The organism is Paraburkholderia adhaesiva (genome assembly GCF_021390575.1).
Classification (GTDB): Bacteria; Pseudomonadota; Gammaproteobacteria; order Burkholderiales; family Burkholderiaceae; genus Paraburkholderia; species Paraburkholderia adhaesiva.
Window position 1 is genome coordinate 1,079,383 of sequence record NZ_JAJEJQ010000002.1, and the last position, 14,208, is coordinate 1,093,590.

The 14,208-nt window shown below is 60.6% G+C and carries 14 protein-coding genes; 4 read left to right on the forward strand and 10 right to left on the reverse strand.

Features of this window, described 5'->3' with window-relative positions; all coding sequences use genetic code 11:
- Positions 1–297: 297 nt before the first annotated feature.
- Positions 298–1,209: a LysR family transcriptional regulator gene (locus tag L0U80_RS20450; protein ID WP_233869157.1), complete on the reverse strand. Its 912-nt coding sequence runs from the start codon at positions 1,207–1,209 to the stop codon at positions 298–300.
- Positions 1,210–1,409: 200 nt separating this feature from the next.
- On the opposite strand from L0U80_RS20450, the gene ampC reads away from it, so the two are divergent.
- Positions 1,410–2,606, forward strand: a complete 1,197-nt coding sequence (ampC, locus tag L0U80_RS20455; RefSeq protein WP_233869159.1) for a class C beta-lactamase — start codon at positions 1,410–1,412, stop codon at positions 2,604–2,606.
- Between the two features lie 461 nt (positions 2,607–3,067).
- Positions 3,068–3,493 (forward strand): hypothetical protein, encoded by a 426-nt coding sequence (locus L0U80_RS20460; protein ID WP_233869162.1) that lies wholly within the window; start codon positions 3,068–3,070, stop codon positions 3,491–3,493.
- 236 nt (positions 3,494–3,729) lie between these two features.
- Here L0U80_RS20460 and L0U80_RS20465 read toward each other — a convergent pair whose 3' ends face one another.
- Entirely contained in the window at positions 3,730–5,313 is a 1,584-nt protein-coding gene (locus L0U80_RS20465) for an alpha/beta hydrolase family protein (protein WP_233869165.1), read from the reverse strand.
- Between the two features lie 318 nt (positions 5,314–5,631).
- Entirely contained in the window at positions 5,632–7,716 is a 2,085-nt protein-coding gene (locus tag L0U80_RS20470) for a Na/Pi cotransporter family protein (RefSeq protein WP_233869168.1), read from the reverse strand.
- Positions 7,717–8,244: 528 nt separating this feature from the next.
- On the opposite strand from L0U80_RS20470, the gene L0U80_RS20475 reads away from it, so the two are divergent.
- Both L0U80_RS20475 and L0U80_RS20480 read left to right on the forward strand, forming a co-directional pair.
- Positions 8,245–8,478: a hypothetical protein gene (locus L0U80_RS20475; RefSeq protein ID WP_233869171.1), complete on the forward strand. Its 234-nt coding sequence runs from the start codon at positions 8,245–8,247 to the stop codon at positions 8,476–8,478.
- A 259-nt stretch (positions 8,479–8,737) separates the two neighbouring features.
- The gene (locus L0U80_RS20480; protein WP_233869174.1) at positions 8,738–9,166 is read left to right on the forward strand and encodes a hypothetical protein; all 429 of its coding nucleotides are present in this window, start codon (positions 8,738–8,740) and stop codon (positions 9,164–9,166) included.
- Between the two features lie 13 nt (positions 9,167–9,179).
- Here L0U80_RS20480 and L0U80_RS20485 read toward each other — a convergent pair whose 3' ends face one another.
- The 7 genes from L0U80_RS20485 to L0U80_RS20515 all read right to left on the reverse strand — a co-directional run bounded on the left by L0U80_RS20485 (position 9,180) and on the right by L0U80_RS20515 (position 14,163).
- Complete coding sequence (locus L0U80_RS20485; RefSeq protein WP_233869177.1) at positions 9,180–9,971, reverse strand: DNA adenine methylase; 792 nt, start codon at positions 9,969–9,971, stop codon at positions 9,180–9,182.
- A 76-nt stretch (positions 9,972–10,047) separates the two neighbouring features.
- Complete coding sequence (locus tag L0U80_RS20490) at positions 10,048–10,530, reverse strand: DUF2514 family protein (protein ID WP_373322237.1); 483 nt, start codon at positions 10,528–10,530, stop codon at positions 10,048–10,050.
- On the reverse strand, positions 10,527–10,802 hold the full coding sequence (locus L0U80_RS20495) for a hypothetical protein (protein WP_233869182.1): 276 nt from the start codon (positions 10,800–10,802) through the stop codon (positions 10,527–10,529). The genes L0U80_RS20490 and L0U80_RS20495 overlap by 4 nt, the downstream gene beginning before the upstream one ends.
- The gene (locus L0U80_RS20500; RefSeq protein WP_233869187.1) at positions 10,799–11,155 is read right to left on the reverse strand and encodes a hypothetical protein; all 357 of its coding nucleotides are present in this window, start codon (positions 11,153–11,155) and stop codon (positions 10,799–10,801) included. Before L0U80_RS20500 ends, L0U80_RS20495 begins: the two co-directional genes overlap by 4 nt.
- A 12-nt stretch (positions 11,156–11,167) precedes the next feature.
- A complete protein-coding gene (locus tag L0U80_RS20505) occupies positions 11,168–11,809 on the reverse strand; it encodes a glycoside hydrolase family 19 protein (RefSeq protein WP_233869190.1) in 642 nt (213 codons plus the stop codon).
- Between the two features lie 89 nt (positions 11,810–11,898).
- The gene (locus L0U80_RS20510; protein WP_233869193.1) at positions 11,899–12,210 is read right to left on the reverse strand and encodes a hypothetical protein; all 312 of its coding nucleotides are present in this window, start codon (positions 12,208–12,210) and stop codon (positions 11,899–11,901) included.
- Positions 12,211–12,219: 9 nt separating this feature from the next.
- A complete protein-coding gene (locus tag L0U80_RS20515) occupies positions 12,220–14,163 on the reverse strand; it encodes a putative phage tail protein (RefSeq protein WP_233869196.1) in 1,944 nt (647 codons plus the stop codon).
- Between the last annotated feature and the right edge of the window lie 45 nt (positions 14,164–14,208).

Sequence of the window (14,208 nt, forward strand, 5' to 3'; positions counted from 1 at the left end):
TGCGGGCGGAAGGGGACAGGACAGTGGCGGCCGCACGCCAACAGCCTGACTCATGCTACGTCCTCGCAATGTCCGGTGCGTGCGCGTGGCGGGAATCGGCGAGGCTTTGTCGTATGGGCGCAGTGGCGCGGCCACAGGCTCCCGGGGAAGGGGGAAGGCATCTGAGCAGCGGGTCAACAGGCAAGGGGAAAAGCGCGCCTCGCGAAGGGGGCTTTATCGACTTCGTGCGACTTTGTGCGGCTGACGCAGGTCGTGGTGATTCATGTGTTCGCCGCGACTCAACCGGGCGCGAACGCCTCATACCCTCCGTGAAGGTGTCCCAGTCGCTTTCCCAACGCGCCGCGAAGCATCGGCTTCACCGGACAACCATTCGTGAAACGCGACCATCCCCGGCGACAGTGCCCTCGACTTCAACGAAACGAGCCAGTACGCCCCGATCTGCACCTCGGCTGCGAACGGCTGCACGAGCAGGCGTTGGCGGAGTTCACGCGCGAACATCGCGGACGGGGCAAGTGCGATTCCGGCTTCCTGCATGGCCGCTTCGACCATCAACCGCGATGAATCGAACACTGGCCCATTCACCGGCCACGGCTCGATCCCGGCGGCCGCGAACCACAAAGGCCACTCATCCTCGCGATACGACCGCAGCAGCGTTTCCTTACCCAGATCGGCCGGCGTCGTTAGCCGCTTCGCAACCTCCGGAGCGCAGAGCACGGTCAGCGGCGCGTCCATCAGCCAGACGTTGTCGGTTGCGGGCCAGCTACCGTCGCCGAAACGGATCGCGAAATCGAGTCCTTCCGCCGCAAGATCGACGAGGTTGTTATTCGTCAGCAGCCGCAGCTCGATAAACGGATGGCCTTCGTTAAATGACTTCAGACGCGGCATCAACCAGCCCACGGCGAACGTGCCAACGACGCCGATCGTCAGCACCTCGCGCACGCGCCCGCCCTCGAACTGGCGGACGACTGCCTCGATCCGGTTGAAGGCGTCCGTCAACACCGGAAGCAGTGCGCGCGCCTCGTCGGTCATGCCTAGCCCGCGCGGCAGGCGCTTGAACAACGGCGTGCCGAGCCGCTCCTCGAGCATGCGCACCTGCTGGCTGACGGCCGCCTGCGTGACCTTCAGCTCCAGACCAGCAAGACGGAAATTCAGATGGCGGGCGGACGCTTCGAATGCGCGCAACGCATTGAGGGGCAGGTGAGGTCGCATGGTTGTGAAGAAAGAAAAACTTTTGGGTACGTCAAATTATCCTCGCTTGTTCGTGGTACGCCAAACCTTGAGAATTGACGTCGCACGCGGCACGGGACCTGGCCTGCGGGGCCGTGACACGGGACAGGCAGCGATGCCTCGAACAACAAGATTTCGTTGACCATCAGGTACGCGATAACTCTCGCAAAGGACATGAAGCAATGAAGTTCACCCGCAGGCGCATCGCCTTGGCGGCATTCACCTCATGCCTGATGGCGCCCGTCCTGGCAGCCGGGGTCGTTGCCGGGGATCGCATTTCGCGCGCGACACCTGACCGGCGCATCGAAGTCCAGCACATCGTCGACTCGGCAATCCGGCCGATGATGCGTGAGTACGGGATTCCGGGAGCGGCAGTGGGCGTCACCGTCGACGGGCACTCGTACGTGTTCGATTACGGCGTCGCGTCGAAGGAGACGGGCAAGCCAGTGAATAGCGATACGCTGTTCGAACTCGGCTCGGTCAGCAAAACATTCACGGCAACGCTCGCGTCGTGGGCCGGTGAAGAGGGCAAGCTGTCACTTGCGGATCCGGTCGCGCGCCACTGGCCAGCGCTCGACGGTACGGCATTCGGCGCGGTCACGCTACTTGAGCTCGGCACGCACACGCCGGGCGGCATGCCGCTGCAAGTCCCCGACGAGATCCACGGCGAGTCGGACCTGCTCGCGTATCTGAAAGCGTGGCGGCCGGCGTATCCCGCCGGCACGGAACGCACCTATTCGAACGTTTCGGTCGGCACGCTCGGATTCGTGACTGCGAAGGTGCTGGAGAAGCCATTTCCCGAACTGATGGAGCATCGGCTTTTTCCGGCGCTCCGTCTCTCGCAGAGTTACATCGTCGTGCCGCCTGCGAGAATGGGCGACTACGCAGAGGGCTATACGAAAAACGGCGAGCCGGTCCGGATGAAAGGCGACGTGCTCTCCAGCGAGTCGTACGGTGTGCGCGCAACGGCCGCCGACGTGCTTCGTTTCGTCGAGGTAAACCTCGGCGTGCGCCCGGTCGAGCCGGGCTTACGTCAGGCGATCGCAGCGACACATACCGGCTATTTCCGCGCAGGACCGATGACGCAGGATCTGATCTGGGAGCAATACGCCTGGCCGGTCGCACTGGATACGCTGCTTGAGGGCAATGCGCCGAAAGCGATCGATCCAACGCCATCCGCAAAGATCGATCCGCCGTTGGCGCCGAGCGACGCTACGTGGATCAACAAAACCGGTTCAACGAACGGCTTTGGCTCGTATGTCGCGTTCGTGCCTGCGCGGCGGATCGGAATCGTGATTCTCTCGAACCGCAATTACCCGATCGCTGCGCGCGTGACGGCGGCCTATAAAATATTCACCGCGCTCGATAGCGGGCGGTGAGGGCGTCGGCATCGGGGCGGAGAGGGTGCATAGAATTGCCCCGGTAGTATCGCGGCAGAATCAGCATCCAGTACGAGTTATGAGTGTTTTCCCTTTTAAGCTGGACGGATTTTGGCCGGCTTCTCTGATAGCGATTGCAATCGGTTCGCTGTGCATGACGTACGAGCAAACGGCTGAATCGGCGGAACATACGACGTCGATCGAAGGGCAACGACCGGCTTACTACGCTCGAATTCGTGATGATGGCTCTGTGAAGTCCGTATCCATGTCGCCTGGCGCGTTGCGGCTCGACATGAACAGCGGGAATTCGATCAAGGCAGAGGCGGCTGACTTCAAGCCTGTCACGTACTGGTTCGGCAAATCGGTGCTGAACCGGAAAATGCTTGCAAGGATCAGCAGCGTCTACGCCGTGCCGAGGGTCCGGACGGTTCCGATCGTTATCCAGTGGCGGCGATTGGGTGGTGGCCGAATTCTTCGGCGCTGGATCGCATATTCCCAAATGCCGGTACGAAATGTTGCGCAAGACCGTCCTGATCGAGTATGTGCTGGATCCGTATGGACGAGTGATGCGCATCGCGGATATCGGCTGGCAAACTGACTCCGCCGATCCGCGACGCACCGGTAAGCAAGTTATGTACGTCGGGAAATATCGGACGTGGATTCGCGTGTATGACGTGGACAGTCGGGGCGTTTTACGACTCGTGGCCGCCGCGTGGTCCACGCGATCACAGGAGCACAGATCGGATGATCTTCCACCCGCTGAAAACGAACTCGTATTTGGGAATGTGCGGGGTAAACGGCTGTGGGCGAACAGGAGGAATTTCGAAGCGGCCTTGGGTCTTGATCTGACGGCGAGGGCGATATTGGACGGTTACGGTAGGGACTGACGTTGCAGCAAGCAACGGCCAACACGGGTTCGGCGAGTGAAGGCGCTGTGCGCCCGAGTTTGCCTCGGGCGCACAATCGCGGCATCAAATTACGAGTGTGCGTGCAGACGGTTCCGTCTCCGCAATACTTCGCATCGCGCCACGAAGCAGGCGGATCTTCGACGCAATGAAGTCCGTAGATCGCGTCGAATTGCGTATGTCGTCGTCTTCAGTCCCTGTCTGACGCGAGCGTTGAATCAAAAATTGCTGAAGAAGCCGCGCGCCGCGACCATGCAGAACGGCGCGACGATACTGCCGTGGTACGCCTGGAGGATCGCGGAAAACCCGTTATCCGTGGCACCGGCCTGAACGGCCTGCGCGGCGACCGCCGCTTCGGCCTGCGCGAACCCTGTCTTCACCGCGGCGAACGGATCGTTCACGCCAGGGGCGGAATCGACATCAAGAACGCTCGTCAGGCCCGGCGCGACTTTGGCGTTTTTCCAGTAGGCCTGCTCGATCACCGCATTGAAGAAGAAGACGGTCGGGTCGAAATGGCCGCCGCACAGGAGCACCGGCGCACGAGGGACCCAGTTCCGCAGATCATTGCGCTTGAATGCCTGGCGCAGCGGCTGAGCAGGACTGGCGGCGGGGGCCATCGCGACAGTCGATGTGGGATAGGCACCATCCGGATTGACGACCTGGTCCTGGAGCACGCTCAGGCGATAGGCATTGCGCACCAGATTCGACATGCCGAATCCCAACGCGAACAGCGGCGCCAACTGAATAGGTTCGAGAGGCGGCACAGCGAGCGGCGTCACCGAAGCGAACTGGAGTGCAGGCGCCTGAATGCTGAAGAGCTGCGTTGTGGGGAGCTTGCCTTCGGCGAACAGAGTATTCAACGGAACGACACTCGGCAGCAGGCTCTCTATGCCAGTGGCGTAGGCCGCCTCATAAAAATCGCCTGGCTGGCTGTAGATGTTGCCGTACGCGTGCTGGTAGCTCGTGGTCACCAGCACCGAAAAGATCGTCGAGCCGAGATCGACCTCGCCCCCGACCAGTGCATCGCCCATGGCGCCCAGCGCATACGGACCCGAGCCAGGCGCGGATGCCGTCACCTTGATTCCGGCCGCCTGCAGCGCGCGGTGCGTGGCGAGCGCCACGTAGCCGCCTTGGGAGTATCCAGTGACGAACAGCTTCCCGTTTTCGCGCGTCTTGTTTCCCGGGTCCGGAAGGAGCATCGAAATGCGGGCTGCGTGCAGTGAATCGATCACGTCGGCCGATTGCTGGTCGCCGTTCAGATAGGGGTGGTACGGCAAGGGGGAGCCCGAGTAGCCGGCATAGTTGCTCGCCACCACGATGTAGCCTTGCGCGGCGTAGATCGCGGCCACGGCCGTCCCTTCGCCCGCGCCAGCGCCGTTGGCCGGGTCTGTTTGGGTAATATCGGCGATGTTGTAGTTGCGGTAGGTCGTCGTTCCGTGGGCATACAACATGAGCGGCCGGAAACCTGTGCAGGATGCGGCTCCACCAGGAATCATCAGCGCCGCGCTCGATTCCGTGGGTTCGCCCGCGCCACCTATTGTGAGGTAGCGGAGATACCTGATTTCGATGTCGCAGCGCGGTGTGCCGGCAACTTTCAGCAATTGTTGCCCCGACGCGCTGGTGCTCAGCAGTTTTGCGAAGTCACCCGCGCTTATGCGAAGGGTCGTTCTCTGCTCGACCAACTGACCTCGGAAAAAGCAGCTCAAACCGCTGCAGGTCGAACCCGCCTGCACAAGAACGCTGGCACTCGTCAAAAAGAAAGTCAGCAGTGCCAAGCCTATATTACGCATCGTTTCTCGCATTTCACGCTCCGCAATTGTTGGTATTCGGAAAATGTGACTGCATTGACGAGTCAAACGAGTATAGGTGAACGATCGCGCAGGTTTCCAGTTGTTGTGAATGCAATTTTTCCTATGAAGCGTTTTATGAGTAACCGTTGCGGCGTCTATTGATGTGATCAATGCGCCAGCGTGAACGTGGCGCTCCGGCACCGGAAGAGCGGTGGGTGTCCCAGTTCCGGCAGCGACTCATTTTCGTGGGGCAGCAGCGCAACGTCCAATCGCAGGTCGAACACAAAAGCATGTCTCTGGACACCGTGAATCGTACATTCAGGCGCAGGGTCAATGCCTTACGAATGCTAAAACCGCAAGCAGCACGGCGATGAGTGCGGCGAGCCATTTCACCAGAATCACGAGACTTCCCACTTTCTCATCAAGCACGCGAACCGCCTCGGTTTGCTGATGGGCCTCGCGGGTGGGTAGCGCATCATTGTTGCCTGAACGTGCATCATCAGGATCGCGGAGCCTGATGCTGGCCTGCTCGAATTCCATATGGGTCACATATCCCGTCGCAACTTCGGGCAAGCCGGTGATATTTACGCTGTCTGGTCTGAGAAACACACAGGCGCCGCCACGCGCATCGGAGACTTCCGGCGTAATCGAATAAAGATTCCTCAGGCACAGCGCGAGTTTGACGTCTTTGAGTCGTGCAGCGTCGATACCCTCGATGAGACCCTGCATACTACTTGCTGGAACGTGGAGCGATGCCCACCATCGGCCGGCGTCCTGAATCTCATGATCATCGGCGTTGTAGCCAAGCCTGGCCGTACCTAGCGGGACGTCCGAAAACGTGGTGCCCAATACATCTTGCCATTCGCGAAGGCCGTGACGATCGCCTTCATTGAGTTCCCGGATCCCAAACGTGACGCTGACGACGTGCTGCCTGGTCCAGGGTTCTCCGATCACGCACAGATTTCCGTCGTCCAGATGCGCGGTTCCTTGTATGTATGTCGCAAGGATCGATTGCCTGTCTGGTCCTGCGGATTCCGCCTGCTGCACTATCCGAAGGTCCTGGAGTGTCAGCCATATCGATCGGGCAGGGCCGTACCGCGTTTGCACGCCGTCGGGTGCTGTGCTGACAACTGTGTGGCGCCCACTTTCGGAAACGTTGATCCTGGTGCCCGGCTTATCCCACTCGAACATTTCAGGCGCCGCATGAGCATTGTCTCGCCGTTCGTCCGCTGCATTGTCGCGCGACGGAAGCCGACTCCTTGCAGCGGAGCCGACCCGATCCAGAATGTCCCTGCGATGGATGTCTCTGCCGGCAACACGGTCGCGCTCTCGCAAACGTTGTTGGTCCGCAATCAGGGGCTCGCCTGGATCGGCCTCAATGCGAAATGACAGACGCATTGCAGAATCGTATGCGTCCCGCAGCGCTGGCGTAGCAGTCTGATCGCCATGAACGGATCCTGGCGGGGTGCTAACCTTTACGAGCGCGGGCATCAGATGGCTGAGGAGGTTGCCGTACGGGGACAGCAGTGGCAGGAACAACACGGCCAGGACGACATTGAACAGCATGTGGAAGTTCGCGACCACACGCCAGTTGTCAGGTTCCATGATGACCATGAATTCCCCGATCGGCCCTAATGCAGCAAGCACCAGCGCAGTCCCGGTCACGAGAACGAGCAGGTTTCCAACCGGAAGACGCCTGGCTGCGGGATCATCGGGAACAGGCGATTCGAGCACCGGTTTGATCGCGGCACCCAGATTCGCACCGAGCACCAGTGCGAATGCGGTGGAAGGCGGCACGACGTTTCTGGAGCAGAGGGATGCGACCAGCAACACCGCAGCGACGCTTGAATCTGCGGCCCAACTGAGGCTTGCAGCAAGGAGCACATCCACCAGCGGTACGGTCGACGCGACGCCCAGCAGCACGCGCAGACTTGGTGCGTCTTCGTAGTCGGTCATCAGATCGAGCAGCTCGTGCAGCGCAATCAGCATAAGGCCCAGCCCGACTAACGCGCGGCCGAGATCATGAGCTCGTGTTTTCGATGCCTTGCGAAACATCAGCACACCGACCAGTATCAGTGCCGGCGAGACAGCCGCTACATCGAACGACAGCACCTGCACAATCAACGTCGCACCGACGTTCGCCCCCAACATGATGGCCAGCGCTGGAACAAGGTCAGCGCGCCCCGTTGCAGCAAGGCCGGCTGTCATTGAACGGGTTGCCGTGCCGCTCTGCAATACGGCTGCCGTGCCCATCCCGGCGACGAAAGCGTGCCCCCGGTCGGATAGCGAGCGTGCAAGAAGCGACTGAAGCCCCGCCCCGAATGCCCTCTGCATGCCTGTCTGGACCATCTGCGTGCCCAGCAGCAAAAGCGCGACGGACCCGGCAAGATCGATCAACGTGAATGTCGTCGGCATGCCCATGCTCCTGATGTGCCATTGTTTTGCTGGTTTTCCCGACACGCTCCGGCGTAGCGAGGGCTTCCATGTTCACGAGCGCCGCCGGCACCATAGTGAACACATGCCATTGTCGACAGATCTTCCGGCCGCATTGGTGCGTAAGCGCACAGTCAGTCTGTCAACTTGTCGGACTTGGGGGGATGCGGCACAGGACGTGATGTGGGTGCTCAGTAACGTTCGCGTCGTGGCGTCAATTTGAGCCGAATAACATCGAAAGCCACTTGCGACGAGTCGACATGAACCGGTGTGCGGCATGGTGGCTCGAATAGTCGGGGAAACGGCACTGGATAGTCCGCGTAGAAGGGTACCGACTTGATTCAGTGTTTCAATTGCAGCTGTCCATTTGCCGTTATCGCGAAGTAGTTCGACGCACGTTCTTTTGTCTTAGGGTGCGCGTGTTTGCGAAATAGGCGTGGCAAGCTGGAGTTCACGGCGGACCATGCATGCCATATCGAAGGCTGCATCCCGGATGATACGGAGCGGGCGTTGGACCGTGTGAGCGCAACCTGGGATCGTGGCGACGTGAAGCGTGGCATCGCCACGGAACGCACCGAGTCCGGCCCAAGGGGACAAGGACATAACTCTGCAAAGAGCGGGAATGAATTTATTCAGACCAACGGCTCGCAACGGCTTGAGCAGGAACTGAATCAAATTTTACATAAGATAAATTATCAACCGGAAATTTTGCTTTCTCTGGCAATATTTGCCTCGCATGGTTGATCTGACTATTTGATTGCAAATCTTGCCCAAATTACGCTTTCCTCTATAGTTTGCATCCTGCGCTATTAACTGCCGATTTATTGCCCTGGAGGCAGTCATGCGATATCCGACCCGGCGGTACGGAAATCCGGAAGAATTTCGCTATTACATCTCGGGATTAGAGATAAATGAGATCGCACGTCTTTTCCGGCGTAGTGAGCGCTGTATTCGGGACTGGCTGAATTACCGCACGAAAATGCCATGGTGGCCGTCCGAGTTAATGCGCCTGCAGCGCATCGAGTCTGATCTGCGTCTACGGCAGATGTTCGGGCGCAGGCCGCCGCGGCAGTCCGATAACCTCCAGGTGATCCGCCTCGAGGATCTGCCTGGACACGTCCGTCACCCGCGATTTGTCGAGGATTTCGAGGCGACCGGCGCTGCGAACGACCCGGTTTTCAACGCGTCAGACGACGTACTCGCGCTGGAGACGGCATGCCAGGCGGCGGTTGCCGACGGCGTCGACCTATCTGCCGATTTCATGTCGCAGGTCAACCGAAAAACAAGCACGGCGCCGCAGTTCCCGTCTCACAGCGCCGTCCAGCCCACTGCCACACCTTTCGCGGGCCGGGGCCATCAAGACGCCCGCTCCGGTGTGCTCCTCGCGTTCCGGCGGCGCGTCGGTCCGCAGATGGAGATGCCACCGCCCTAGGCGTCATGGCCGGCTAGAAAAGGCCGGCAGGCTCCCGCGCGCGGTCCCAGCTGTAGACGATCAGCTCAGTGCGTGCGACGCGACGTGCGGGCCCACCAACGACGTATTCAACCGGAGCGACCTCACACTGGAAGTCCCTGAATACCTCGCGCAGCGCCGGATGGTTATTCGCGCTCACGATCGCCTTGCCCTGCAGTTCCATCATAGCCGCGGCGAGCACAGCGTATTCCTCGATCCCGAACACAGCGCCGTATCCCGCCGTCTCAAGGTATGGCGGATCGGCATAGAACAGCGTGTGAGGTCGGTCGTAACGCTGCATACATTCATGCCAGTCGAGGCGCTCGACGTAGGTGGCGGCGAGCCTCAGGTGGGCAGCGGAAAGAGTCTCCTCGATGCGCAGGAGATTGAGACCGGGTGGAGTTGTCGTGCTCGTGCCAAACGTCTGCCCGGTCGGTTTTGCACCGAAGCAGTTTTGCTGGAGGTAGAAAAAGCGTGCAGCGCGCTGGATATCGGTCAGCGTTTCGGGCCGTGTGTCCTGCAGCCACCGGAAGACCTCACGGCTCGACAGCGCCCACTTGAACTGCCGCACGAACTCCTCGAGGTGGTGCTTGACCACCCGGTACAGGTTGACGAGTTCGCCGTTGATGTCGTTGATCACCTCGACGTCCGCCGGCGGCCGCAGGAAAAACAGGGCAGCGCCGCCGGCGAACAGTTCGACGTAGCATTCGTGAGCAGGAAATCGGCTCAGCAGGATCTCGGCGAGACGCCGCTTTCCCCCCATCCATGGAATGATCGGATCAGCCACGGCACGGTCCTCCAGATCTTGGTGCCCTGCCCGCCTTGCGCCTGCGTACCGCATACCCGCTGCGCTTCGCGCGTAGTCAGTTCGCAGGCGGCGCAGCGATCAGCGCGTCGTAGCTCCGCTCACACTGTTGTCCGGCGATCCGGGCACGGTCAGCATAGTCCGCCAACTCTCCCGCTGTTTCGTCAGCCCGGCTGAGCACGTCGGCGAGCAGATCGAGGGCGTCGCCGGTTGTCGCGCCTCCGCTGGAAGTTGCGGGATGGCGGGCTGAAGCGACGAGTTCGGCAACCCGGTTGCGCAGCCCGTTAGCAGCAGAAGCGGCAGCGACAGCATCCGCACGCGCCGTGTCACGTTGTTGTTTTGCATCATTCGCAATCACCGTTTGAGCATCAGTGCGACGTTTTTCCTCAGCGCGCGCTACCTCGACCGCATCGGCCCGCGCTTTCTGTGCGATGGCCTGCTCGGCCGCCCGGCCGTCTGCACGGCCTTTCATGTAGCTGCCACCGCACGCGAGCGCGACGGCTATTACTGCGCCGGTCCAGATGGACGCACTCAGATTCATCCTTCTGTCCCCCAATGTGCCTTGAGCGGGTGCTTGAACAGCACAAGCCCAGCAAACGCCAGACCGACGCCGCCTGTTACTGCGAATTCGCCGAGCCACACATTGGCATAGCCCAGCCAGATCAGTCCGGCTAGGTTGACCAGTACGCCGACCATCACGATGCCGAGCGTGATGCGCCATTCGCGCGCCTGCCCGGGGACAATGATCAGCCACCCAACGGCCGCGCCGAGCAAACAATTCAGTAATCCATAGAAAATAATTGCGGCGATCATTGTTGATCCTCCGTGTCACGTTTTTGGTTTTCAGGGCGGCCGGTAACTCGGTCGACGAGCTGGTCGGCCACGCTGTCACCGCGCCGCTGCACGAGCCGGATAATGAGTTCCGCGAGATTCGGGCCGACTGCGCCGGTCAGCACGGCAATCCCGGCCTGCACAAATACACTCTCCCCGCGAAACCAGTGCTCCACAATCGCGGGCGCGATAAACACCGCCATCAAAGATCCGCACAACAAGTGCGCGAGTTTGAGCATGCGCGTCGGCGGCGGTACGAACATTACCCGGACTAGTGCACCGACGGATCCAGCCGCGAATACGATCAGCGAGTCGTAAACATCAACAGACGTCAAGATTCCTCCTCATTACGCAAGTCCGAGTGCCTTTTTCGCGCAGTCCCAGCAGACGACGCGCGCCGCCTGCCCTTCCATTGCCGGACCGTTGATGATGCGTGTCGTGCCCGCGAAATCGCTGCGGTCTGCAGGTGCGTTGCATCCATTCGTCGACCAGAACCACCCGGCCGATCGGGCCGCGAGCGAGTCATTGGTTGCGAGCAGATCAGGGTTCGCGACGAGATCGATACCGAGTGCCTTGCCCGCCGCCGCATAGTTGTCGCGAAAGGTCACTTGTTTGAGGCCGCGCCCGCGATATCGCCAGCCGTCGCCGCTTGCTGCATCTCCGTTTCCGTAGCGGCCGCCATATGCCAAGTTCGCGATTTGCTGCTGTCGGGCAATCGGCACGACGGTCTCGCCCGTCTGCCGTCCGAGTTTCGCGCGCATGATTACCGGTACGCGCGAGAAAATTGCGAGCGCCTCTGGCCGGTAGTTAAAACTCTCGACGAGCTGCGTGAAACCGCCGCTCTCGTGCCGCATCTGTGCGATAAACGCGGCCTGTCGTGCTGGCGTGTTGATGCCGAACTCCGACATCGCGGCAGACACCGGCGTGAACCAGCGGTTGGTGAGCGACGCGGAAAGGCTCGCGGCGCGCTGGAAGGTCAGTTGGTCCATGGGATGGACTCCATGTGGTGGACTGCCAACCCAGCCCGTGTATTGGCACACCGCGTCCCAACCGACGCGATGTGAATCCCGGCGTTCTCTCAGGAGACGGCCGCCGTTTCGCCAATTCCGGCGCCCGCCGGATCAATCGCAGCATCATCGACGTCTTCCGCACCAGAGAACTGCGGTAACGTGCGCAGGTATGCATAGGCCTGCGTGAACGGGTTCTCACCTGATACCTCATAGCTCGCTTCAAAGCCTTCTTCGTCGAAAAAGGGAGCACCCACCTGAAGGCCGTATTTGCGCAGCGAGAACGTCATCCGCGACTGCGTGACGGTGACGCTCTCCACGCGACACCATGCCGGATCGAATACAGCTCCTGCCGACGTTGTGATTTTCAACTTCAAAGCCATCTGCTTCTCCTATGTACCCGTCGGCACATTGTTTTGAACCCACGTGCCCGGTGTTCCGCTCGATACAAGGGTCCAGCCGAGATTAATGTACTGACTCCCCGACGCGCCTTGAACCGTGGGCGCATAGTTCATGAGTTGCTTGTTCTGTGACCACGTGCCGGCTGTCGGTTTGCCGTTCGCAACGTCAACGCCAGGCTTTGCCCCCCCGTACGCAGTTGCCTCTCGCATGCACGCAATGCCCGTCTCCCACACCTGTCCGCACGTATGCACAAGCGGCTGTGCTCCGTTGCGGATGCGCAGGCCTGGATACGACATGGGCGTTACACCGTCCTGCTGGTAGAGATAGACGCGCACGTCCTGGAACGTGCTGTCACGCAGCAGGGTTGTCGAGAGCGGCAATTGCCACTGGAAGTAATTACCCGCGTCTGTCGGGTTCGCGCCTGTCACGTCGACGATCTTCGTGTTCCAGTTGCGCAGCGTGAATTCCTGCGCACCCGAAAAGTCTGCACAGGCGAGGATGTTCGTCATGACCGACGGGTCATACTCGACGGTCAAATCAACGTTCTCGATCGTGACTTTCTCGACGTTGCCGTGATAGCCGAGCGAGACGATCGATGTCGGCCGGATCGTCCCCTGCACTGCGCCGATACGCACCGGCCCGCTCAGCTCATTGCCGGAGCGCACGACGAGCAGCGTGCCCGGCCCCACAGTGGGCTGCGAGGCATCGCGTTCGGCCTGGATCACGCCGATATCCGTATAACCCGCGTTCTGGAGTGCAATAGTTGCGCCGCCGTTCGGAGCCACCGCTGCGCCAGTCGGCGGCTTATCGCCAGTGTGACCAATGCGTCCGCCGCGAAGGTTTGCTTCGTTCACGACCGCTTGATATTGACCCGCATATTCAATGTCGCCAAACGTAGTCGTACCGTTCAGGTTGTAGAGCGCCTCAAGTCCGCCTTGCGTGAGTTTCACGCGCTTCAAATGGCAGCTAGTAGAAGCGGTCACAACACCAATCCAGCAGTTGTTGCCGTCCGCTTCTCCGACCACGCGATCCGCGTAGCCCTGCACGGTGGCGAGACGCGCTGGCGATCCCGTTTGTCCGGGCAGATTGTTCACGAAGTCCTGCCCGCGGATGTAGAAATCGTGACCCGTACCACCGTTGATCTCGATGCCAGAAGGGTGCGTGCCAGACCATGTCTCGCCAGTCACGTTGCGTACGTCGAACAGCCGTGCGATAGAGAAATCCGCCGTCGCACCACCCTGTGTGCCAAGTGAAACTGCACTGCGCCCTGCGCCGTTACCGTCGATCGTGCCGTACGCTGTGATGTGCGAATGCGGGCAGTTCAACGTGATGCCGACAGCAGCCGTTTGCGTATTCAGGAGCACGATCTTTGCTGTAGCTGCAACCTCGATATCGCACGGCGTAAGTGCGCTAAGGTCTGCGATGCCGATCGCAAAGTTGCCATTTGAAATCACTACTTTCCAGCCAGTGGCCGCAGCAGTAGCCAGTGCTGCCGCGTCATCGGTGACCCCATCGCCCACGGGGCCGGCTTGCCAGAAATCAAGCGCACCAGGCTGCTCAAGATACCAGCGGCAACCATCCGATCCGACGATGATCGTTACGCCATTATCGGGGCTCGCGGTATCTGCCCAGTTCCGCCAGAAATATCCGCCGCCACGGGCTTTGCCCGCGTAGTAACTCGCAACACGCACACGCCCGAACGTACTGTCGATCTGCCGCAGTTCGGCGATACTGCCCGATACGTAGTCGACGCGGCCCGCGAGCAGGTCCCCGACAGTCGAGTCCGCGAGGCCGATCTGGTAAGCACCAGTGGACGCAGCGAGGTCGTTCTCAGGCAGCTTTACCGAACGTCCACGCTGGACTGCAGCGGTCACTTCCAGGCCATCGCGATCGCCAGCGAGTGGCAGATCCGAGATCTTCACGAATCCAGGCATGTCAGCCTCTCTACCTCTTGTGCATTAGTTCGCCCGCATATTCGT

Coding starts and splice junctions, on each gene's coding strand:
- L0U80_RS20490 (WP_373322237.1), bottom strand. CDS start 10,530: ATGAATCTGAGTGCGTCCATCTGGACCGGCGCAGTAATAGCCGTCGCG.
- L0U80_RS20510 (WP_233869193.1), bottom strand. CDS start 12,210: ATGGCTTTGAAGTTGAAAATCACAACGTCGGCAGGAGCTGTATTCGAT.
- L0U80_RS20495 (WP_233869182.1), bottom strand. CDS start 10,802: ATGATCGCCGCAATTATTTTCTATGGATTACTGAATTGTTTGCTCGGC.
- L0U80_RS20465 (WP_233869165.1), bottom strand. CDS start 5,313: ATGCGAGAAACGATGCGTAATATAGGCTTGGCACTGCTGACTTTCTTT.
- L0U80_RS20470 (WP_233869168.1), bottom strand. CDS start 7,716: ATGCCGACGACATTCACGTTGATCGATCTTGCCGGGTCCGTCGCGCTT.
- L0U80_RS20480 (WP_233869174.1), top strand. CDS start 8,738: ATGCGCCTGCAGCGCATCGAGTCTGATCTGCGTCTACGGCAGATGTTC.
- L0U80_RS20450 (WP_233869157.1), bottom strand. CDS start 1,209: ATGCGACCTCACCTGCCCCTCAATGCGTTGCGCGCATTCGAAGCGTCC.
- L0U80_RS20515 (WP_233869196.1), bottom strand. CDS start 14,163: ATGCCTGGATTCGTGAAGATCTCGGATCTGCCACTCGCTGGCGATCGC.
- ampC (WP_233869159.1), top strand. CDS start 1,410: ATGAAGTTCACCCGCAGGCGCATCGCCTTGGCGGCATTCACCTCATGC.
- L0U80_RS20505 (WP_233869190.1), bottom strand. CDS start 11,809: ATGGACCAACTGACCTTCCAGCGCGCCGCGAGCCTTTCCGCGTCGCTC.